This is a genomic window from Emergencia sp. JLR.KK010 (assembly GCF_037018265.1).
Taxonomy (GTDB): domain Bacteria; phylum Bacillota; class Clostridia; order Peptostreptococcales; family Anaerovoracaceae; genus Senimuribacter; species Senimuribacter intestinalis.
Map to the genome: position 1 here is coordinate 1,487,768 of NZ_CP143550.1, position 20,036 is coordinate 1,507,803.

General features: G+C 44.0%; 18 protein-coding genes and 2 tRNA genes. 15 read left to right on the forward strand and 5 right to left on the reverse strand.

Translation table 11 applies throughout. The features are described 5' to 3' along the window. Positions 1–389: 389 nt before the first annotated feature. Entirely contained in the window at positions 390–644 is a 255-nt protein-coding gene (locus V1225_RS07105; RefSeq protein WP_251630239.1) for a hypothetical protein, read from the reverse strand. 613 nt (positions 645–1,257) lie between these two features. On the opposite strand from V1225_RS07105, the gene V1225_RS07110 reads away from it, so the two are divergent. The 8 genes from V1225_RS07110 (at position 1,258) to V1225_RS07145 (ending at position 11,673) form a co-directional block, all read left to right on the forward strand. After that, a complete protein-coding gene (locus tag V1225_RS07110; RefSeq protein WP_251630238.1) occupies positions 1,258–5,142 on the forward strand; it encodes a hypothetical protein in 3,885 nt (1,294 codons plus the stop codon). A 250-nt stretch (positions 5,143–5,392) separates the two neighbouring features. Then, entirely contained in the window at positions 5,393–6,337 is a 945-nt protein-coding gene (locus tag V1225_RS07115; RefSeq protein ID WP_251613179.1) for an MATE family efflux transporter, read from the forward strand. A 172-nt stretch (positions 6,338–6,509) separates the two neighbouring features. Then, complete coding sequence (locus V1225_RS07120) at positions 6,510–7,736, forward strand: MFS transporter (protein ID WP_160201577.1); 1,227 nt, start codon at positions 6,510–6,512, stop codon at positions 7,734–7,736. 12 nt (positions 7,737–7,748) lie between these two features. Further along, positions 7,749–8,414, forward strand: a complete 666-nt coding sequence (locus V1225_RS07125) for a GntR family transcriptional regulator (RefSeq protein ID WP_160201578.1) — start codon at positions 7,749–7,751, stop codon at positions 8,412–8,414. Between the two features lie 136 nt (positions 8,415–8,550). Next, positions 8,551–9,111 (forward strand): sigma-70 family RNA polymerase sigma factor, encoded by a 561-nt coding sequence (locus tag V1225_RS07130; protein WP_160201579.1) that lies wholly within the window; start codon positions 8,551–8,553, stop codon positions 9,109–9,111. Then, entirely contained in the window at positions 9,108–10,331 is a 1,224-nt protein-coding gene (locus V1225_RS07135) for a hypothetical protein (protein WP_160201580.1), read from the forward strand. The genes V1225_RS07130 and V1225_RS07135 overlap by 4 nt, the downstream gene beginning before the upstream one ends. Positions 10,332–10,403: 72 nt before the next feature. After that, positions 10,404–11,261 carry a GH25 family lysozyme gene (locus V1225_RS07140; RefSeq protein WP_161908262.1) on the forward strand — a complete coding sequence of 286 codons (858 nt, stop codon included), beginning with the start codon at positions 10,404–10,406 and terminating at the stop codon, positions 11,259–11,261. Positions 11,262–11,538: 277 nt separating this feature from the next. Continuing rightward, the gene (locus tag V1225_RS07145) at positions 11,539–11,673 is read left to right on the forward strand and encodes a hypothetical protein (protein ID WP_279261549.1); all 135 of its coding nucleotides are present in this window, start codon (positions 11,539–11,541) and stop codon (positions 11,671–11,673) included. Positions 11,674–11,908: 235 nt separating this feature from the next. Here V1225_RS07145 and V1225_RS07150 read toward each other — a convergent pair. Next, a tRNA-Glu gene (locus V1225_RS07150) sits at positions 11,909–11,983 on the reverse strand. 121 nt (positions 11,984–12,104) lie between these two features. On the opposite strand from V1225_RS07150, the gene thrC reads away from it, so the two are divergent. Then, positions 12,105–13,583: a threonine synthase gene (gene thrC, locus V1225_RS07155; RefSeq protein WP_160202718.1), complete on the forward strand. Its 1,479-nt coding sequence runs from the start codon at positions 12,105–12,107 to the stop codon at positions 13,581–13,583. Between the two features lie 61 nt (positions 13,584–13,644). Here thrC and V1225_RS07160 read toward each other — a convergent pair whose 3' ends face one another. After that, positions 13,645–14,928 (reverse strand): O-acetylhomoserine aminocarboxypropyltransferase/cysteine synthase family protein, encoded by a 1,284-nt coding sequence (locus tag V1225_RS07160; RefSeq protein WP_251630236.1) that lies wholly within the window; start codon positions 14,926–14,928, stop codon positions 13,645–13,647. 223 nt (positions 14,929–15,151) lie between these two features. Beyond that, positions 15,152–15,292 (reverse strand): hypothetical protein, encoded by a 141-nt coding sequence (locus V1225_RS07165; RefSeq protein ID WP_160202716.1) that lies wholly within the window; start codon positions 15,290–15,292, stop codon positions 15,152–15,154. 139 nt (positions 15,293–15,431) lie between these two features. Here V1225_RS07165 and V1225_RS07170 point away from each other — a divergent pair, with 139 nt between their 5' ends. Together V1225_RS07170 and V1225_RS07175 are read left to right on the forward strand one after the other, a co-directional pair. Next, complete coding sequence (locus V1225_RS07170; protein WP_160202715.1) at positions 15,432–15,596, forward strand: hypothetical protein; 165 nt, start codon at positions 15,432–15,434, stop codon at positions 15,594–15,596. A 133-nt stretch (positions 15,597–15,729) separates the two neighbouring features. Next, a tRNA-Ser gene (locus tag V1225_RS07175) sits at positions 15,730–15,817 on the forward strand. 325 nt (positions 15,818–16,142) lie between these two features. On the opposite strand, the gene V1225_RS07180 is transcribed toward V1225_RS07175, so the two are convergent. Beyond that, positions 16,143–16,730 (reverse strand): DUF4230 domain-containing protein, encoded by a 588-nt coding sequence (locus tag V1225_RS07180; RefSeq protein ID WP_160202714.1) that lies wholly within the window; start codon positions 16,728–16,730, stop codon positions 16,143–16,145. 210 nt (positions 16,731–16,940) lie between these two features. On the opposite strand from V1225_RS07180, the gene V1225_RS07185 reads away from it, so the two are divergent. Genes V1225_RS07185 through V1225_RS07200 form a run of 4 tightly spaced genes read left to right on the forward strand, consistent with a single transcriptional unit; the run spans position 16,941 to position 20,022 of the window. Continuing rightward, positions 16,941–18,131: an FAD-dependent oxidoreductase gene (locus V1225_RS07185; RefSeq protein ID WP_338548112.1), complete on the forward strand. Its 1,191-nt coding sequence runs from the start codon at positions 16,941–16,943 to the stop codon at positions 18,129–18,131. Continuing rightward, positions 18,128–19,132 carry a lipoate--protein ligase gene (locus V1225_RS07190; protein WP_338548114.1) on the forward strand — a complete coding sequence of 335 codons (1,005 nt, stop codon included), beginning with the start codon at positions 18,128–18,130 and terminating at the stop codon, positions 19,130–19,132. The genes V1225_RS07185 and V1225_RS07190 overlap by 4 nt, the downstream gene beginning before the upstream one ends. A gap of 2 nt (positions 19,133–19,134) precedes the next feature. Beyond that, positions 19,135–19,734, forward strand: coding sequence for a DUF5714 domain-containing protein (locus V1225_RS07195; protein WP_338548116.1), 600 nt, complete (start codon positions 19,135–19,137; stop codon positions 19,732–19,734). A 3-nt stretch (positions 19,735–19,737) separates the two neighbouring features. Then, entirely contained in the window at positions 19,738–20,022 is a 285-nt protein-coding gene (locus tag V1225_RS07200; RefSeq protein WP_161908255.1) for a lipoyl domain-containing protein, read from the forward strand. Positions 20,023–20,036 lie beyond the last annotated feature (14 nt).

Genomic DNA, 20,036 nt, shown 5'->3' on the forward strand with positions numbered 1-20,036 from the left:
TCCTAAATCTGCCCTTTCTATCCCTAAAATAAGAGCAAAGGGGCGGATTCGTGGTTGAATTACTGTTGCAAATAAAAATTCGCCCTAAAAAAAGGGCGAACTAAATAAACATAATAGTATCAGTATCTACAATTAAAAAGAAAACTAAGATTGCCACAAAAGCGGTGCTGAGTCCGATAGCAATTGAAAATCCTTTGCGGCGTTCACGGAGCATTTTTTCCTGCACCTCTTCTTCCGTTAAAGGCGGCTTCTTTTTTCGTTTTCATACCATTTTCTTGCCGCTTTCTACGGACCGCTTCTTCATTATGCCATATCCTTCGGCGTTTTCATTACCTTCATAAGGCGTACCTCCTATTTTTAAAATGAATTTTAAGAATTTACCAGAGATATCACACATATCTCATGAAAAATAAAATCAGCCCAAGTACTGCTACGCCAAAGCATGCCAACATGACTTTTCCCTTTCGAAGGGCTTTCTGCTCTTCTGCTTTCTGAACTTCTGGTGGAATAGGCGGTTGCTGTGCCTTCCGCTCAGCCCACGCAGCGACTTCTTCTTTGGCGGATTTTCTGAAAAATGCACGTTCTTCCAACGCTTCCATGATAACTGATGCATCGCCGGATTTTATACTTTTTTTCTGATTCATATGCTGGCTCCTATTTCTTTGTCAAATAGCTATAACCGCCTTGTTTTATGCGTAGTAATTATAAAAAACTTCATTTTCTGTCATTCTGAAAAATTTTAATGCACTTTTGAAAACTACGATAAAACTTTGATATAATTAGTATATCAACATATATGTCTGGTGTCAATATTATTAATTCTATATTATTTTGGATTTTAATATGGAAAACACAGCTAACAAATACTGGGTTCAAAATACGAATTAAAATTAAGCGGAATTAGTGATTTTCTTGACACAGTTTGTCAGAACGTAGTATAATAAAGGGAAATCTTTAGAAGTGTTTATTGAAAAATTGATATTGGAAGTACGTGTCTCAGGTGTGATAAAGGAGACAGTGCTTTGTATTGTCGTTTTTGTAATAAAACTCTGAAGTTTAGACAAACAGACTGAGCTAGAAATTTAGAACGAAAAGGAGGCAAACCAGTGAAACCTTTTAACAAGAAGACATTAGCTCTATTGTTATGCATGTTTTTTGCAATCTCTGCGTTTAGCGGAGGATTGCTTTCTTCCGAAAAATTGCTGGGGGGGGGGTCAGTCCTATGCGGTTGACGCACCTGCAGGCAGAATCGAAAGCATGGAGATAGGGGGCGATGTCATAGTAGGTGGAGAACTCAGCGTGGAAGGCGATTTAGTGGTTGGCGATGACCCACTCGATCCACCGGATGCGGATGCACCTACTGACGGAGACGTGTCGACAGATGAAGAACCTGTCGAAGAAGATCCTACAGAAGAAGCAAATTCTGTCATGCGCTCAATGGCATTGGCGGATGAAGCAAGCGACGATCCTACAGAGGAAAAAGAAGTAGGCGCTTTTTTAGTGTCTGGCGGCAAAGAGGGAGAAGACTATGAACTTGCGGATATCAGCGGAAGAAAGGTACTGCAGGTAAAGACGAATACGCCGCTGACGATTAAAAACAAAAATGTTGCGGCTGCAACAGCGCAGACCATTGAAATCTGCCCTAATATTCAAGCGGATATTACGCTGGCAGGCGTCAATATTACCGGCTATGCGCCGTTCAATCTCATGACGCCGACCCAGTGTCATATTACGCTGGCAGACGATACCACCAATACGCTGAATGCATCGACCAATGCGACGGCGGCGTTACACTGTGGAGAGGGTTCTACGCTGATTATTGATGACAGTGTTTTGAACAGAGACAGTGCAGGCAATATGATTACACCAGAAAACGGTGTCATTGGTGCAGATGTAACTTTGATGAACGGTCAAAAGCTGAAGAAGGGTGATCCGCTGAGCAAACTGAACAGTGCGAAACGAGGAAAATTAGTTGCTTCCGGTGGAGATTCTTCTGCTGGCATTGGAACTGGACCGCAGGAAAATGCGGGCACTATGATTTTTAACGGTGGTGACATTACTGCTAAGTGTTCTTATGGTTCCGGTGAATGCGCACAAGGCGGCGGTTCTGGCATTGGAACTGGTGCAGGCAAGGTTAGAGGCTCCCCTGATATGGGACCAAAGGGCGGCTTAATGATTTTTAACTCTGCCAAGATTGATGCGACAGGTGCCTATCATGGCGCTGGTATCGGTGCGGGATGGAGTGCCGGCAATACGAATACCAGACAGAGAGGCGCAGCACAGACAGAAGTATCTACAGCGGCAACCGGTACAGGGAACTGTGGAGATATTGTTATTAATGGTGGATATTTAAAATCTACCGGAGGCGGTCACGGCAACGCGTTTGGTGCTGCCTGCGGAACGACCGCAAAGGGCTGCACGATTAAAGTGACCGGCGGCACCCTGCTGCCTGTATCCAACAGCAGTTATAAGGACTTAGGCGGTGCAGGTGGTCACGTTGTAATCAGCGGCGGCTCTGTACGCTGCGCAAGTACCAATAAATTCCAGGGAATTGGAGATACAGCATGGGGCAGCGAAGACTACACCAATGAAAAAAATAAAGTATTTATGACCAAAGTCAACTTGTCTGCAGAAGGGATTACTGACGATTATGTCTATGGTTGGGAACTGCTCATTGGCGGTGAAAAGTATGATTACGGCTCTCCGGGACGTTTTGATGATGGTAACTTATATCTGTGGCTGCCATCTACCGCGGTAGGGAAGGAAATTACGGTAAAACTGGGTGTAGAAGACAAAGATGGGAAGCCGAAGCCAGTTGACCCGTTGTTTATTCCAAAGGTAGAAGAAGGCAAAACGCCAACGTTGAAACGATATATCGATTTTGATTTACCAGAAAAATGGACGAAAACACTGAGTAAAAAGTACGATGGAATTGCTTTTGAGAGTTATGATTGGGAAAATGATCCCATTACAACGGATGAGGAAATTGCGAAAACGTTAAGCGACAGCACGAAAGTAAAGATTAAGGTGCAGCGCTATGATAAAAAAGATGGCGAGGCGATTGAACCGGAACAGGAAATGGCGGGCAACAATGTGATGCCAACTGATGCAGGAATCTATAAGCTGACCGTAACTTCTACGCAGTATGCAGAGGGCAAATTTGCGGAAAGTTACTGGGGTCACAGAGCAACAGGCTGGGCAATCATTGAAAAAGTACCGTCCAAGGTACAGGCAACTTATGCCATTGAGCAGAATCTGGATGATCCTTCTGATAAATTGAATTACGGAAAAATTAAGAAGGTGCAGCTGAAGGCAACCGTACAGCCGGGCGATGGAACCAAGGCGACTTGTAAAGCGCCGACTGGATTGGTACAGTTCTATATCAACGGCGTAAAGGTAGGTGCTCCGATTGATTTGAGTAAGACCAGTGCAGATGAGCTGACGGTGACTGGAAATGTGTGCAGCATTACAAAGACATTTGACTTTGAAAAAGATAAATATCCGGCAGTACCGGAGCTTGATTCGGGAGATTTTGTTGTGACTGCGGAATATGTGCAGGGAACCAATTACTTTGAAAACGCGACAAAAGCACAGCTGGTTGCATGGGAAGATCCTGATGCGGCGCCTGGAGATAACCCGAAGCCGCCGACATTGGATGAAATCGTATCCAAGTTCCCATTCATCAATTCTCCAGTGCCAGTCATAACCAAGGACAAAGACGATTTGAAAGATGATGAAAAAGTAGATGGCAACAAACTGGTGATTGTAGGGTCAGAGCGAATCGAACCGGATCCGAAGAATCCAGATCCAAACGTTGATCCAGATCAGCCGGATACCTGGCCAATTCATGGATTTTTTAAAGACAGAATTAATGAAAAGGTAAGCAAAGATAAACCAAAAGCAGATGTTGATTATTTTGTTAAGCTGATTAATGACAGATACGTCTTTACCAGTAAGGCAGGCTATCCGCTGATGGAGGGAACAGGTGACGATAGAAAGCCGATTCAGGCAGCAGCCGAAGACATTAAAGTTTATGATAAAGATGGTAATCCAATTGATTTGAAAACTAATCCGATTGACTTTTCTGTACCGGGTAAGTATGTTGTCAGCGTGACTGTAACCGACGAAAATGGAAATAAATGTACTATTGACATCAATTATAATATCATCAAGCCGACGATTCTGGATCCGGACATCAATAAAGATACTAACGATGATGGGATTCCAGATATTAACATTGATACCGACGATGATGGATTTCCAGACATCAACATCGACACAGACGGAGATGATAAGCCGGACATCAACATCGACACCGATGGGGACGGTAAACCTGATGTAGACATCGACACAGACGGAGACGGTAAACCGGATATCAACAAGGATACAGATGGAGATGGCAAACCGGATGTGGACATCGACACCAATGGAGACGGCAAACCGGATGTGAATGTAGATACCAATGGAGATGGCAAACCAGACATCAACAAGGATACCGATGGAGATGGTAAACCGGATGTGGACATCGATACAGATGGAGACGGTAAACCAGACATCAACAAGGACACAGATGGAGATGGTAAACCAGATTTAGATATCGACACTAACGGAGATGGCAAACCAGATGTAAATGTAGATACCAATGGAGACGGTAAACCGGATATCAACAAGGATACAGATGGAGATGGCAAACCAGATGTGGATATCGACACTAACGGAGACGGCAAGCCAGATATCAACATCGACACCAATGGAGATGGCAAACCGGATGTAAATGTAGATACCAATGGGGACGGCAAACCGGATATCAATATCGACACCGATGGCGACGGCATTCCGGATATCAATATCGACACCGATGGCGACGGTATTCCGGATCTGAATGTAGATACGGACGGAGACGGCAAGCCAGATACCAATATCGATACAGATGGAGACGGGAAACCAGATAAGAATATCAAAGACCCGAGCGAAATCAAGGATATTTTGAACGAGAATGAACCGGCAGATACAGATGAACTGCCTTGGTGGATTCCAAGAACAGGCGATACAGCAAATATGCTGACATGGCTTGCAGTGCTTGGCGCAGCAGTCCTTGGACTTTGCGGCACAGTATATGGAATTAGAAAAAAGAGATCCTAAAAGAAAACAGCAGCATAAATAAAATGGGTGGTTCGAGCGAACCACCCATTTTTACGGAATAATAGGCGCTAGCGATTTAATTATTATTTATTGAAACGAGTAATGAGTAACAGGTTAGCCCCTTACAACTTGATTGTAAGTTGTGTGATTTTTAGAAAGGAGGCGTTATGCGTAAGGAAGAAAGAAGTTTTATAAATGGATCAATCTTACCAGCGCTTTTGCGGTTTGCCTTTCCAGTGCTGCTTGCACTATTTCTGCAGGACAGAAAATCGGAGAGGGAAAAACGGAAGAAGCTGGTTCTGTCATCGGAAGCGGTATCTGTTTGTTTACGCTGATTGCATTGATAATGACAGCTGTAATGGTAGGTTTTGCAGCACCTGTGGCAAAACTCATGCAAGCGTCGCAAGAGGCTTTTGATTTTACAGTATATTATATCAGAATCTGCAGCGCAGGCAGTATTTTTATTGTAGCATATAACGTAATTGGCAGTATCTTTAGGGGAATTGGAGATTCAAAAATGCCACTTATTACAGTTGCTATTGCTTGTGTGTTTAATATTTGCGGAGATCTGTTTTTTGTGGCCGTTTTGAAAATGGGAGTATCGGGTGCGGCTGTCGCAACCATACTGGCGCAGGCTGTTAGTGTGATGATTTCTCTGGGAATTATAAAGAGGAAAAAGCTTCCGTTTAAGCTAAGCAAGGATAAAATCACGATGAATCCAGTTATGGTAAAGCGTATTTTGACTCTGGGTGCGCCTATTGCACTGCAGGACTTTTTAGTGAGTATATCTTTTTTGGTGATTTTAGCTATTGTCAACGGAATGGGACTTATTGCCTCGGCGGGACTTGGAATTGCCGAAAAACTCTGCGGCTTCGTCATGCTGGTGCCTTCCTCATATATGCAGTCTATGTCTGCCTTTGTAGCACAGAATGTGGGTGCAAAAAAACTGGACAGAGCAAAAAAGGCATTGGCATGGGGAATTGCAACTTCTCTGCTTGCAGGTATTTTTATGGGATATTTTTCATTTTTTCATGGTGAAATCATGGCAGGGATTTTTGCAGATGCAAAGGAGGTTGAAGTCATCGGCGCAGCACTGTTTTCTATCGGACTTGCAACGCCGGCGTCCTCTAGGGTACAAATTCTGCTTTGTCTGGTGTGTTTTTGGCGAATAAATCGGAAAAACACCAGTGTATAAGAATATTGCTTGACTTTTTGTTTGAAAATCTATAAAATAGTTATAAATACATTAGGTATAAAGCGTTTGTCTGAGGGACGGCGGGTGGAATAGCCTTTATTTCATCCGCTTTTTTTCTCTAAGGCAGACCAGGATACCGCAAATTCAATTCAAAGAAAAGGAGAATCGTTCAATGACAAGTAACAAACGATGGTTGTATCTGTGTGTGGGTACATTGCTGTTAATTTTCTGTGGCCTTATCTATGGCTGGTCACTGTTTAGAACGCCTTTTAGCGAAGTTTATACAGATTGGTCACTGTCACAGCTTTCTATGACTTTTACTATCTCTATGGTCTTCTTCTGCGTGGGCGGATTTGTTGCTGGTAAACTGGCAGCCAGGTTCAAACCGCAGCTGATTATCCTGCTATCTGCAGTCTGTCTGCTGATTGGATTTTTTGGTGTATCTCGTCTGAATCCGGAAAACTCTTCTTCCAGCTTGATTATGCTGTATATTTTTTATGGATTTTTCGGTGGAAGCGGCGTAGGTCTTACCTATAATTGTGTAATCGGCACCATGAATAAGTGGTTCCCAGATAAGCCAGGTCTTTGCAGCGGTATTATGATGATGGGATTCGGTCTTGGTGCGCTGATTCTTGGAAGCGTTGCAACCAGCCTGATTGCTTCCAAAGGGATTTTTACCACTTTTATGATTTTGGGTATTATGATATTCGTAGTTTTGGGAGTTGGCTCTTTCTTTATTAAAGTGCCGGAGGCACCTGCAGGCGGTGGACAGGCAAAAGAACTTTATGGAGACCCTATTGGAAGTGTTATGAAAACTGCTTCTTTCTGGTGCTTCCTGCTTTGGTGTGTGCTGATTAGTGTGGGCGGTCTGATGGTCATCAACAGCGCCGCGTCTATCGCTGTGGCATTCGGTGCACCGGCTATCGTAGGTATGGTAGTATCTGTATTTAATGGCGCAGGTCGTGTGATTGTCGGCGGCATTTACGATAAAACCAACGGAAAAACTGCTATGATGGTGGATATTATCTTCATGTTTGTAGGGGGCATCGCACTGCTCCTGGGAGCAAAGACCGGTTCCATGATTCTGATTCTGGTAGGACTTTTAGCGATGGGTCTTTCGTACGGAGCGAACCCGACCATCTGTTCTACATTGATTCAGAAATATTACGGACCGAAGTACTTTGCTGTAAACTTTGGTGTTGGCATGTTCAACTTGGTTCCGGCAGCGATTATCGGACCAACCATCAGCAGCAGCTTGGTAGAAAAATCCGGCGGTGCTTATGACTCTTCATTTGTTGCTATTTTAATTTTCGCAGTGTTGGCACTGATAATGTGGGTAGTTGTCAGCAATATTATCAAGAAAGAAAACAGCAGAAGAGAAGAACCAAGACCGTTCTAATGGAGTGAAAAGATGAAAGTAAAGAGAACGTCTCTTGTCGATCAGATTTATGACCTGATTTTGCAAAAAATACAGAATCGGGAACTGGTGCCGGGAGACAGACTAAATATTGAGGAACTGGCGAAAACCTTTTCTGTCAGCAGAACCCCTGTAAGAGAGACTATTAATAGACTGATTCAGGAAGGTTTTGTAGAGCAGAAGCATAATGTAGGACCTAGTATTATCAAGCTTTCGGAGGAAGAAGAAGCGGGACTGATTGAAGCCAACTGCTATCTCTTTGATATCGTCATTGATACATATCAGGGTCTGGATACGCTAAAATACCTCGTTGAAGAACTGGAGGATATCATTGCGGAGCAGAAAGCTGCTTATGAAACCGATGACGAGCAAGGTTCTCACAAGGCATCTGATTGTTTTCATCAGACTATGATAGAATACTGTACCAACAGGACTATCAGAGAGTGTGCGGCAAAGACGCAGAATCAAATCAATATGTGCACTTTTGCTTATCAGGCTGTCAGCGAAAACCGCAAGCAGAGTATTAATGACCATACGGAGATTCTGATTGCTTTGAAAAAGGGCAACATTGCCAAGGCGAAAATTCTGATGAATGAACATAATAAATTTTCAGGAACAACCTATATGAAACGAAAGCTCGAACTGGAGCAATCGAAATAAATGAAATGCGGGAGCAATGCGTAAGCAGCAGTATTGCTCCTTTTTTCTTGCGATTTTTTTTCCCACCTGATAAAATGAAGTTAGAGTTGCAATAGAGAAGAAAAAAAGTGGTGATGATTAGGGAAGGGAGATGGCTATGGAGGACAGCACAATCGTAGAGCTTTACTTTGCACGAAGCGAAGAAGCTATTGCGGAGACGGACAAGAAATACGGAAAATATTGTAATTACATAGCTTACAATATCCTCAGAAGCAGCGAGGACGCGGAGGAATGTGTCAATGATGCCTACATGCGTGCATGGAATGCAATTCCACCTCAACGACCGGTACAGCTTTCCACCTATTTGGGGAAGATAACCAGAAATTTGGCGCTGAACCGGTATAAAGGGCGCAATGCCCAAAAGCGAGGGGAAGGACAGGTTGCGCTGGCTTTGTCAGAACTGGAGGAATGTGTCGGTGAACGTTCAGAGGTGGAAACGCTGGCGGATGAAATGGCAGTAGTCGAGGTTATCAATCAATTTCTGGCAAGGCAGTCCAGATTGAATCGGATAGTATTTGTAAAACGGTACTGGTATTTGTGTTCTGTTAAGGAAATTGCAGAGGAATTTTCGATGAATCCGAACCGAATTACATCCATGCTTTTTCGTATGCGAAAAGAACTGAAAAAATCTCTGGAAAGTGAGGGAATCGTGTTATGAAGAAAGAGGATATTTTATTTCATATCAATGAAATTGATGATGCATATATTAAGGAAGCAGCAGATTTTCAGTCAGCGCAGAGAAGGAGCATGCAGCGGAAGAAGTGGTTTCGTTATAGCAGTATAGCGGCGGCATGTTTTTTGATGTTCGTACTGGGCGCTGTGCAGCTACTGCCGTCTGGTGAGCAAATCGGAAATGGGTCTTCCGATAGAAATGGTCAGAATGTGGCAGCAGAAGAGAGCGATAAGCTGCCGACTTTGTCAGTTGAACGCTATGCGACGAAAGCGGAAGAGCCAAAGAAAAAGCTTGGAAACCCATCGACACAAGAGGATGGAAACCCATGGGAAGAAGATACTGAGGTTGAGTTTCTTCCGGTATATGAGAACATCGCTTATGCAGGAGAGGCAGATGAAAAAGCGATACCGGTCAGCGATGCCTTTCTGGACAAAAAACTGCGGGCAGCTGCAGCTGAAATGAATATGACGATAGATGAGATCAAGTATGAGAGAAAAGAGAAATCCGATGATACGAAGCCAGAAGACGGAACTTTGCAGAAAGCATTTAAGGCAACTGCGTATACAGACGATGGCAATATCACTGTGACATATAATAATTTTACGGAAATAAAATTTGCACAGCCAAAGTCACTTCTGCAGGATCATAAGACAGCAGATTCTGAAATGGACAGTGAAGAAGCGGAGCAGGTGACCGCGTATCTTTTGGAACAGTACGGGGGATTAATGGAATTCTCGAACCCGAGGGTCAGTGTTCGCATATTTTACGATGAGGAGAGAAAGCCGCATTGGATTTTATCCGGTTATGACGGGGGAGAAAATCTGCAGGAGCAGATTGTGGGATATAACCTGAAGCGTATGAGGTTTGAACTAAACGATGAGGGACAGCTAATCGGCATTATGATGATGGATAATCTGGCATCAGGCAAGAAGATTGAGGAGTACCCGATTATTACAGCTGAAGAGGCAAAACAACTTCTCAAGAAGGGAAAGTACGTGGCAGGCAATACGAAGCTGCCGTCTCTTGATAATATTGAGCGTTCATCTCTTGTATATCTGACGGGACCGCAGTGCAATATTTTCATGCCTTACTATGCTTTTGATGTGCGTATTGATGAAGATGATGACCTCATTTGCTACAGCACGTACTATGTGCCAGCTGTTCGAGAAGAATATTTGAGCAAAATGCCTGAGACACAGGAATAATTTTATATAATGGAAGCTGTGGAATAGCACAGAAATGGACACCTCGGCATAGGATAACCTGGGGTGTTTTTTATGGCAAAAAAGAAAGGCATTGATGTTAGTTATTGGAACGGCAGGCTGACGGAAGCTGATTATAACAGGATGAAAAAGGCGGGTGTCCGCTTTGTTATTGCAAGAGCAGGCGGCTATCGCGGAACGATGGAGGATAGCACCTTTTCTCATAACTATCAGATGGCGCGTGCAGCAAATCTGGGGTTTGGGGCATATTACTACTCGACCGCAGTAACGGTGTCTCAGGCTAGACGAGAGGCTCGCCACGCAGTGGCTTTGTGCAAAGGAAAGACCTTCGACTATCCAATCTGGATGGATGTAGAGGACGCTATGACCCTGGGCAGACTGTCAAAGCGAGCACTTACTAAAGTAGTGAAAGCTTTTGTCAAAGAGGTCCGCAAACAGGGTCGAAAGGCTGGGGTCTATGCTTCTTACTCTTGGCTGACTGAAAAAATAGGCAGTTTACAGGGAATTGATGTGTGGGTAGCACAGTATAATGATACGAATTCCTATAAAGGAAGGACCGCTATGTGGCAGTACAGTGATGTAGGGCGTTTTAAGAATGTGCCCGGCAAATTTGATTTAAACTGGTGCTACAAAAATTATGAAACTAGTAGTGGAAGCGGAGAGAAAAAGCATACCTATACCGGTACCATTACCTTGCCAAAGCGTGGCTACTTCATTCTGGGTGACCGTGGAAAAAAGGTCAGACAGCTGCAGCAATTTCTAAACTGGTATGGAAATTCTCTGGATGTTGACGGTATTTACGGACCTGCAACAAAAGATGCGGTAAAGCGCTTTCAGCGCCGTCAGCGTATCACTGCTGACGGATTGTTTGGTCAAAAGTCACTGGAAAAAGCGAAACGGGTAAAGAAGTGAGTTTTAACCGCATGCATTAGTGAAAAGAGGCACTCACTCTGGCTGAGTGCCTTTACATAGACTTGTGAAATGGAAGTGATTTAGTACTTTTGGGGTTTTTAATAAAATATTTATTATGGAAACGGGTTATGGATTGCTAGCTTAGATAATGGAAATTATTTTATATGCCAATGATATTTGGATTGTTGGAGGATATATGGGCGGGGCATGGACTATTCCAAAGATGGAATAGGCTGGCTTCTTTGTGAAAATATATCAGAAAAAGAGGGCTATATTGTTGAATATGCTAATGGATTATGGGTTGCATGTTCAACTTATGGTAGCGATGACGGATATTGCTATTCGGACAGAGTACATATTTGATGTAGTTTATCTGCTGATTCTTTACAGAATTGTGAAGGAAATAAAATAACCGCCTGAGCCTGACAAACTTAGCGGTTATTTCAATCGTTACAGGTTGACCGTTTTCAAGGGTTTCCTCTTGACACCAATATACCACGAATGAAGAGATTATGCAATAGTCAATTTATCTTGCGCATTCCGCAGAAAGGAGCTTTTAGCATAAAAAGGCATAAAATAGTACTTTTAACGGAAAATAAACACCGCTCAAATCGTTGAAATTAGTACGTTTTGAGCGGTGTTGTTTATGGTACTTCCAAGGGGAGTCGAACCCCTGATTCAGCCGTGAGAGGGCTGCGTCTTGACCACTTGACCATGGAAGCATATTTAAAAATTATCAATGAGCAGTTGAAATCTCACGCTATTTATTATATACTTAAAAATGATTGTTGTCTAGTAGAATTTTTTATTTTTATAAATTTTAAATAGAAGGAGAAAGCTATAATGAGAAAATTTAAGAGTACAAGAGGGAGCAAGCAGGAACTGACAGGGGCACAGGCGATTATTCAGGGACTTTCTGAAGATAAGGGTCTTTACGTTCCGACTGAGATTCCGGCGATTCCGTTTAATATAGAAGATATGATGGGAAAAACCTATCAGGAGATTGCTCTCGCAGTAATCGGTGCTTTCTTCGATGACTATACTGAGGAAGAGATGCAGTACTGCATCAACGGCGCTTATGATGAAAAATTTGAAGCTGCGGATATTGCACCGATTGTCAGAGCAGGCGGCGCATATTTTCTGGAACTGTATCATGGAAGAACAGCAGCTTTTAAGGATATGGCTCTGTCTATTCTGCCATATTTGCTGACCACTGCCATCAAGAAAGAAAATGAAGATAAGAAGATTTGCATTCTGACTGCAACCTCTGGAGATACCGGAAAAGCTGCCTTGGAGGGTTTTGCAGATGTGCCGGGAACAGAAATCATCGTATTTTTCCCGAATCAGGGCGTCAGTCAGGTGCAGGAGCGTCAGATGATTACTCAGGAGGGTGCAAACACCCATGTCTTTGCTATCAACGGAAACTTTGATGATGCGCAGACTGGCGTAAAGAAAATATTTAATGACAACGCATTTGCCGAAAAACTGGCAGCCTCTGGGTGTAAGCTTTCTTCGGCTAATTCCATCAATATCGGCAGATTGGTGCCACAGGTTGCGTACTACGTCTACAGCTACATAAAGCTGGTGGAAAGCGGTGCGATTAAAAATGGCGAAAAGATGAACATCGTGGTGCCGACCGGAAACTTTGGGAACATTTTGGCAGGTTACTATGCAAAGCAGATGGGCATTCCTGTGGGCAAGTTTATCTGTGCTTCCAACGAAAACAAAGTTTTGACAGACTTTATCAATACAGGTATATATGATATCAAGAGAGACTTTTATCTGACTAATTCACCGTCCATGGACATTTTGATTTCCAGCAATCTGGAACGGCTTCTGTATCATTTATCCGGCGGAAATGGAGAGGAAATCAAGGCACTGATGGCGCAGTTAGACACCGAAAAGGTTTACAAAGTCAGCGATAAAATCAAAGCAGGCCTTGCTGATTTTTATGGCGGCTATGCGGATGTTGCACAAACCAACGAGACTATTAGCCAGATGTATGCGGAGCATGGCTATCTTATGGATACCCACACTGCAGTGGCGTATAAGGTTTATGAAGATTATCGCAAGGAGACAGGGGATACCACACCGACCGTCATTGCATCCACGGCTAGCGCTTATAAGTTTGCTGAAAGCGTTGCAAAATCAATCGGCCTTGGAGAGGAAGAAAATGGATTCCGCTATGTGGAAGCGTTGGCAGCAAAGACCGGCGTGCGCGTGCCGAAGGGCTTAAAAGATTTAGATAAGAAAGAAGTCAGACATACCGGCGTAATTAATATCGAAGAAATGATGAACGTGGTAGAAGAGTCTGTAAAATAATAAGTTGAATCAGTTAAACAAAAGGCTTCAGCATTTTCGCTGAAGCCTTTTTAGAAGGATTTTATTTTACTGCATTGAATCCGCCTTGGAGGTCTGCAATAATATCATCAATATGTTCTGTGCCGATGGACAGACGAATGGTGTTCGGCTTGATACCTTGCTCTGCCAATTCTTCTTCATTAAGCTGGCTGTGGGTCGTTGTAGCCGGATGAATCACCAGACTTTTAACGTCAGCTACGTTAGCAAGCAGAGAGAAAATCTGCAGATTGTCGATAAACTTGTGTGCTTCGGCAATGCCGCCTTTGATTTCAAAAGTGAAGATGGAAGCACCGCCGTTTGGGAAGAACTTCTGGTATAAGTCGTGATCCGGATGATTAGGCAGAGACGGATGGTTTACCTTTTCTACCTGAGGGTGCTTTGTAAGAAATTCCACAACTTTTTTTGTATTCTCTGCATGACGGTCAAGTCGCAAGGATAAAGTCTCTACACCCTGCAAGAGCAAAAATGCAGCAAATGGAGAGATGGTCGCTCCGGTGTCACGAAGCAGGATTGCGCGGACATAGGTGACAAAGGCCGCCGGACCTGCAGCTTCCACAAAGGAAACTCCGTGGTAGCTAGGATTTGGAGCGGCGATTGGGTCGAATTTTCCGGAGGCTGCCCAGTCAAACTTGCCGGCGTCTACAATAATGCCACCCAAAGTTGTACCATGACCGCCAAGAAATTTAGTTGCAGAATGGACGACGATGTCAGCGCCATGTTCAATGGGACGAATCAGATAAGGCGTGCCAAAAGTGTTGTCTACGATGAGAGGCAGCCCATGCTTATGGGCAAGTTGTGCTAGCGCGTCAATGTCAGGAATATCACTGTTTGGATTTCCTAAGGTTTCGATGTAAATTCCACGGGTATTTTCGTTGATAGCACCCTCGACCTCAGACAGATTGTGAATATCCACAAAGCTTGCAGTAATGCCAAAGCCAGGTAGGGTATGAGCCAGCAGGTTGTAACTGCCGCCGTAAATGGTTTTCTGTGAAACAAAGTGACCGCCATTTTGCCCTAACGCCTGCAGGGTATAGGTAATTGCAGCTGCGCCGGAAGCCAGCGCCAGTGCGGCGTTGCCGCCTTCTAAAGCGGCAACGCGCTGCTCCAGTACGTCCTGGGTGGAATTGGTAAGACGACCATAAATATTGCCTGCGTCAGCAAGTCCAAAGCGTGCTGCAGCGTGTGCAGAATCATGAAATACATAAGAAGTTGTAGCGTAAATTGGAACTGCACGAGCGTCAGTTGCTGGGTCTGGAGTTTCTTGTCCTACGTGGAGCTGGAGTGTTTCAAATTTATAGTTTGCCATGATTATTTTCCTTTCTGTTTATATGATTTTACATTTATAATATAGATTTACTGCTTAGCATCAGTGATGCGGATTAGTCACATTCGTCCGAATCGGAAATTCTCTCTGACAAGTTCCTGAAAATAGTGTTTCATTGTCTTAATTCCTTTCTTACAAAAATCAAACAGCCCGGAAGATTCGATTTGTCTTCCGGGCTGATACGTAACTGAACCTTGTGTATCGTTTAAGCGATAACGCGACGTACTTTTGAAGGAGAGACCCAACCGAATTCTGCTGCACTTAAAGACATGCACAGGGAGAACATCCACATGTACATAGTTGTCATCATATTTATCATTACAAAAGCAGAATTGTAATTTTTCATGATAGGGACTCCTTTCTTTCAATTTCCTGTCTGTGAAGTTAATATGAGTATAAATGTTTTTTCCTACTTTGTCAATGGGTAAATAGGAAAAATATGAAAATATGTGTAAACAGGGTCAATGTGGGCAGAATGCGTTTCAATGATTTTTTGGCGGGGGACAACTCTTGCAGGACACGACAGGACAGACCCTGGTGCGGTCAGCGGAAAATTCGTGGAAGCAGATATGGCTGCGCCGCTTTTTTTGTGTGTAATACACTGCCTGACAGGCAATATCAAAGATATTTGCTGTAGCACGATGAAATAAAGATAGGTAGAGAATTATGCGCAGAGTAAAGGTTTTGTTTTGCATCAAAAACCTGCTGCAAAAAAATGTTTTAAAAACATAGCAGAAACTACTTGCAATCTTCCTCAACTTGTGGTAAATTATAATGGTGCTTGGAGGATTGACCGAGTGGCTAAGGAGCCGCATTGGAAATGCGGTAAGGTGTAACAGCCCCGTGGGTTCGAGTCCCATGTCCTCCGCCAGAAATAAAAATGACACTCTGATGGGTGTCATTTTTATTTTTTGACTTAGCATCTAATGGGGCGAGAATCCACGCGTGGGTGAGAGTGTCCCATCCCCATTTTGCGCAGGACTTCGCCCGCAATGCAAAATGGGAGAGCGAAAGGAGCCTGCGATCCTCTGCTGTTCAATATTCGCAGGCTCCTGTAGGAGCTTTGTACGAAGTACAAAGCGTTGTCCTCCGCCAGAAAATCATTAAAAAACCAACGGTTTTGCCCGTTGGTTTTTTCTATACCTACATTCCACCTACATTTTTCGGAAAATAATAGGAGATGTGCAAAGAAGAACTTAGACAACCTCGACTGTCCAGTCTTCCGGAATAAGCTGCAAGATAAAGCCCTTGACTGTATCTACAGCTTTTTTCTTTGCTTCGGTAAGGAGCCCCTTGGCAGTGGCTTTTTTCTCCATCTCAGCTTTCTGGTCTTTGTTAAAGCTGTTGTAGTCGGTGACCTTTAGCGGGTTGAAAATGCTGGTGGTTTCGTCGAAAACCTCCAGACTGTCTTCCTCAATCTGATGGGACAGAATTTCAGCCTCAGGGAGAGTAATCGAAATCTTTTGCCCGGAAACTGAAATCTCAGCATTGGAAAGATTGACACCGGCTTTAATCTCTCCATCGTAGGTAATGATAAATCCTTTGGTGGTGAAAGGAAGTTTAATTCCGTAAAAATCTTTACTATTTTCAAATTCAGCCATATTGGTGTATGAGTAAGTAATCGTGGCGAGCTCACTAATTTCCGTCAGTTTATTCTCCAGCACTACTGCATCAATTTCGGAAACACCGGCAGATTTGCCAACCGAGCGTCCGAAAAAGAAACAGATGAGGCAGACTGCTGCAAGAAACAAAGCAATTACGCCGATTTGTTTAGCTTTCTTCATAATGTTCCCCTTTTCGACAAAATATATTGTTAAGCTTATTTTATCATCTGCCGGCAAAAATGCAATAGATTTACCACGGAATACAAAAATCTTCGTACTGCTTTTGTTGCAATAGATAAGACAAAGTTTTATAATAGATAATATCTAGTGATAGATTGGGTTTTAATTGAGAGTTTTACCAAAACACTGATACAGGAGGTGACCGTTTCCATGAAAGTCATCGTAATCGGTGGCGGTCCGGCTGGCTATGAGGCGGCAATGGGGCTTAGACGCCGAGGAATTGAAACAGTTTTAATAGAAAAGAACTCTATCGGAGGTACTTGTGTCAACAGCGGCTGTATTCCGACCAGAGTTTATTTGCAGGTGATAAAATCGGCAGAGACTCTAATTCGAAGCGGTTTTGCGAAAACGGAGCTAACCCCGAAGGATCTGCGTAAGTTAGCTACTGGGAAGATTCAGCAGCTTGTGTACGGCATGACATATATGCTGCAGAAGCAGAAGGTTCAGCTGTTAGAAGCGGAGGTTAGCCAGATAGAGACCGGCAAGGTGTCACTGGCAGATGGAACCTGTCTGATGTGTGATGAAATTATTGTTGCCACTGGCTCAGAGCCAATCAGTGCAGAAAACTTTACCGCAGAGCAGCAGTTTACTGCAGAACAGCTTCTTACGCTGGAAAATCTGCCAAAACGACTTGATATAATTGGAGGCGGCGTCCTTGGGGTGGAACTTGCGGTGATTTTACAGTCCTCGGGCGTTCAGATTACTCTGCACGAGCATATGCCGCGAATTCTGCCGGGATGGGATAAGGACATCAGTGATGCCATGGCCTCCTACCTGAGAAGCCTGGGTGTACAGCTTGAGACCAACAGCGTATCCGGTGTTTTTGAGAATATGGTATTTTGCTGCGGAAGAAAGCCGAAGCTTCCGTTGATTAAAGGACAGACGGCAGGAATTCACTTGATTGGAGACTGCAAAGGCGTACATTTTACAGCGGATATGGCAGCAGAGGATGGCCGACAAGTTGGTGCGGCGGTGACCGGGGAAAGAACCGAACGCATAAAACCAAACATCGTTACTGCCCAGTGTATCTTTACGCCCCTTGAGGCAGCGGCAGCAGGCAGTATTTGCAAAGAAGGCATGGTAGAAAGTTATCTTTCGACAGATATGATGGCAGGCGGCGTGATTTTCGGCACGCAGGGCGCATTTGCAAAGGCAGTCATGGAAAAAGAACCCCACATCTTAAAAGGTTTTCATGTGGTTTCTCATTTGGCTTCAGAAATCATTCAAATCGGACAGGCAGCGATTGCTGCTGAGATGACTGCAGAGCAGTTTTTGGAGCAGGTATTTCCGCACCCTACGGAGGGAGAACTATTAAAGGAAGCCGTGCGAGGTCTGTTATGAATTTAATCATCGAAAGAAGTCATAACCCCAGTCATAATTTGGCAAGGGAAGAGATGCTTTTTAATCATGTGGAGGAAGATACCGTTTATCTTTGGCGCAACAACCCCTCAGTTATCATCGGTCGACATCAGAACACGCTGGCAGAAGTTGATGAGGCAGCTGCGGCACGTGAGCATATCGGAATAGTGCGGAGATTGACAGGAGGCGGCGCAGTCTTTCACGATTTGGGAAATATCAATTTTTCCTTCATTTTCCCAGATGGGGTCTTTGAGGAGAAGGCAGCGCAGGGATTGCAGATGATGATAAGCTATCTGCAGAGCTGCGGCGCACCATGTTTTGCAAACGGCAGAAACGACATCTGTATGACGGATTCCTCAGGAAATGTAGTGAAAATCAGCGGTACAGCCATGACACAGAGAGAAGAACGTGGGATTTTTCATGGTTGCATTCTCTTTGATTGTAATCTTGCTGCTATGGAAAAAGTTCTGACGCCAAAGAAGGAAAAATTAGTGTCGAAAGGCGTTACCTCTGTACGCAGCAGAGTTTCCAATCTGCGTGGACTGGTGCCTGCGCTTAGACATATCAGTGCAGATATTTTCTTTGAAGACTGGGGAAAGGAACTATCAAAAAGTTGTCAACTCATTGGGAAAATGAGCCCAGATGAAGAAGAGGAAATCGCGACTCTCATCGAGCGCAGATATGGAAACAGACAATGGAATTTCGGCAGGAATCCGATATGTACCATGGAGGCAAGCTGCAGATTTCCTGTAGGTACAGTGACCTTTCATGGAAATATCAAGGGTAGCGAAATCAAAAGTTGTTCTTTTAGCGGAGATTATTTGGGGCTGGAAGATTTTGGGGAAATCTCTGCGAGACTGCAGGGCGTTGAATTTTCTTACAGCGCCATAGAAAAAGCCCTGAAGGGAATAAAGCTTGAGGCATATTTTGGAACATCCAATAAAGAAGATATATTGAATTTTTTAGCAGGAAGGAGTGAGTAATCATGGCATTTATAATGAAAGATGAAGTTTTTACAGATATGAGAGCGGTCTGTAAAAAAATATATGAAGAGGGAAAAAATCTCAAAGCGGACGAAGCGCTGATGAAGCTGATGAACATGGAGGGCATGCCTATGCACTGTCCGTATCACCACTTTATCATGCCGGCGGCGTTGCTGTGCATTGCGGCGATTCAGGAGGGAAAATCCTGGGAGGAACTGGATAACTGGCTTGTGCTAACAGAAGAACGGGCAAAGACCGTGCCTCCTGGATTTTGTGGAAACTGCGGTACTTGTGGTGCGGCAGTAGGCATTGGCATTTTTATCAGTGTATATACCGGAGCGTCGCCTCTTTCTGTGGAAAACTGGCAGTGGGCAAACGAGGGAACTGGTAAGAGTCTGATTGCGATTTCCAAATATCCGGGACCTAGGTGCTGCAAGAGGACTTCCTTTTTGGCGGCGCAGGAGGGTGTGCCGTATATCAACGAAAAATGTGGGTTACATATGGAGATTTCAGATGACATCAAATGCAGATACCATGGGAAAAATGCCCAGTGCCTGGAAGAGAAATGTCCGTTCTATGAAGAAGATGAGAAGGAGGCGTAAGAGATGGCAAAGGAAATTATCGTGCCGGAAAGTCTGCTGCCAAAGCCGCAGCCTTACAGAAACTGTGAGTGTATGAAGCAGCCTATTGATTTAACAGCAAAAAAAGGAACCATCACATGGCTGGTGGAAGTGGGAGAAGCTGTTAAGGAGGGGCAGACCGTCTGTGAGGGTGAAGTGGACAAGAAAACCGTAGAGATTAAGGCGCCGGTCAGCGGCATCCTCAAAGAAATTCTCATCGAAGATGAACATGTTTTTAAGGCAGGCGATGTAGTAGGATATATTGAATAGACGAGAGCCTGCTG

Coding starts and splice junctions, on each gene's coding strand:
- V1225_RS07140 (WP_161908262.1), top strand. CDS start 10,404: ATGGCAAAAAAGAAAGGCATTGATGTTAGTTATTGGAACGGCAGGCTG.
- V1225_RS07200 (WP_161908255.1), top strand. CDS start 19,738: ATGGCAAAGGAAATTATCGTGCCGGAAAGTCTGCTGCCAAAGCCGCAG.
- V1225_RS07105 (WP_251630239.1), bottom strand. CDS start 644: ATGAATCAGAAAAAAAGTATAAAATCCGGCGATGCATCAGTTATCATG.
- V1225_RS07180 (WP_160202714.1), bottom strand. CDS start 16,730: ATGAAGAAAGCTAAACAAATCGGCGTAATTGCTTTGTTTCTTGCAGCA.
- V1225_RS07190 (WP_338548114.1), top strand. CDS start 18,128: ATGAATTTAATCATCGAAAGAAGTCATAACCCCAGTCATAATTTGGCA.
- V1225_RS07135 (WP_160201580.1), top strand. CDS start 9,108: ATGAAGAAAGAGGATATTTTATTTCATATCAATGAAATTGATGATGCA.
- V1225_RS07165 (WP_160202716.1), bottom strand. CDS start 15,292: ATGAAAAATTACAATTCTGCTTTTGTAATGATAAATATGATGACAACT.
- V1225_RS07110 (WP_251630238.1), top strand. CDS start 1,258: ATGGAGATAGGGGGCGATGTCATAGTAGGTGGAGAACTCAGCGTGGAA.
- V1225_RS07195 (WP_338548116.1), top strand. CDS start 19,135: ATGGCATTTATAATGAAAGATGAAGTTTTTACAGATATGAGAGCGGTC.
- V1225_RS07125 (WP_160201578.1), top strand. CDS start 7,749: ATGAAAGTAAAGAGAACGTCTCTTGTCGATCAGATTTATGACCTGATT.
- V1225_RS07160 (WP_251630236.1), bottom strand. CDS start 14,928: ATGGCAAACTATAAATTTGAAACACTCCAGCTCCACGTAGGACAAGAA.
- V1225_RS07130 (WP_160201579.1), top strand. CDS start 8,551: ATGGAGGACAGCACAATCGTAGAGCTTTACTTTGCACGAAGCGAAGAA.
- V1225_RS07120 (WP_160201577.1), top strand. CDS start 6,510: ATGACAAGTAACAAACGATGGTTGTATCTGTGTGTGGGTACATTGCTG.
- thrC (WP_160202718.1), top strand. CDS start 12,105: ATGAGAAAATTTAAGAGTACAAGAGGGAGCAAGCAGGAACTGACAGGG.
- V1225_RS07185 (WP_338548112.1), top strand. CDS start 16,941: ATGAAAGTCATCGTAATCGGTGGCGGTCCGGCTGGCTATGAGGCGGCA.
- V1225_RS07170 (WP_160202715.1), top strand. CDS start 15,432: ATGATTTTTTGGCGGGGGACAACTCTTGCAGGACACGACAGGACAGAC.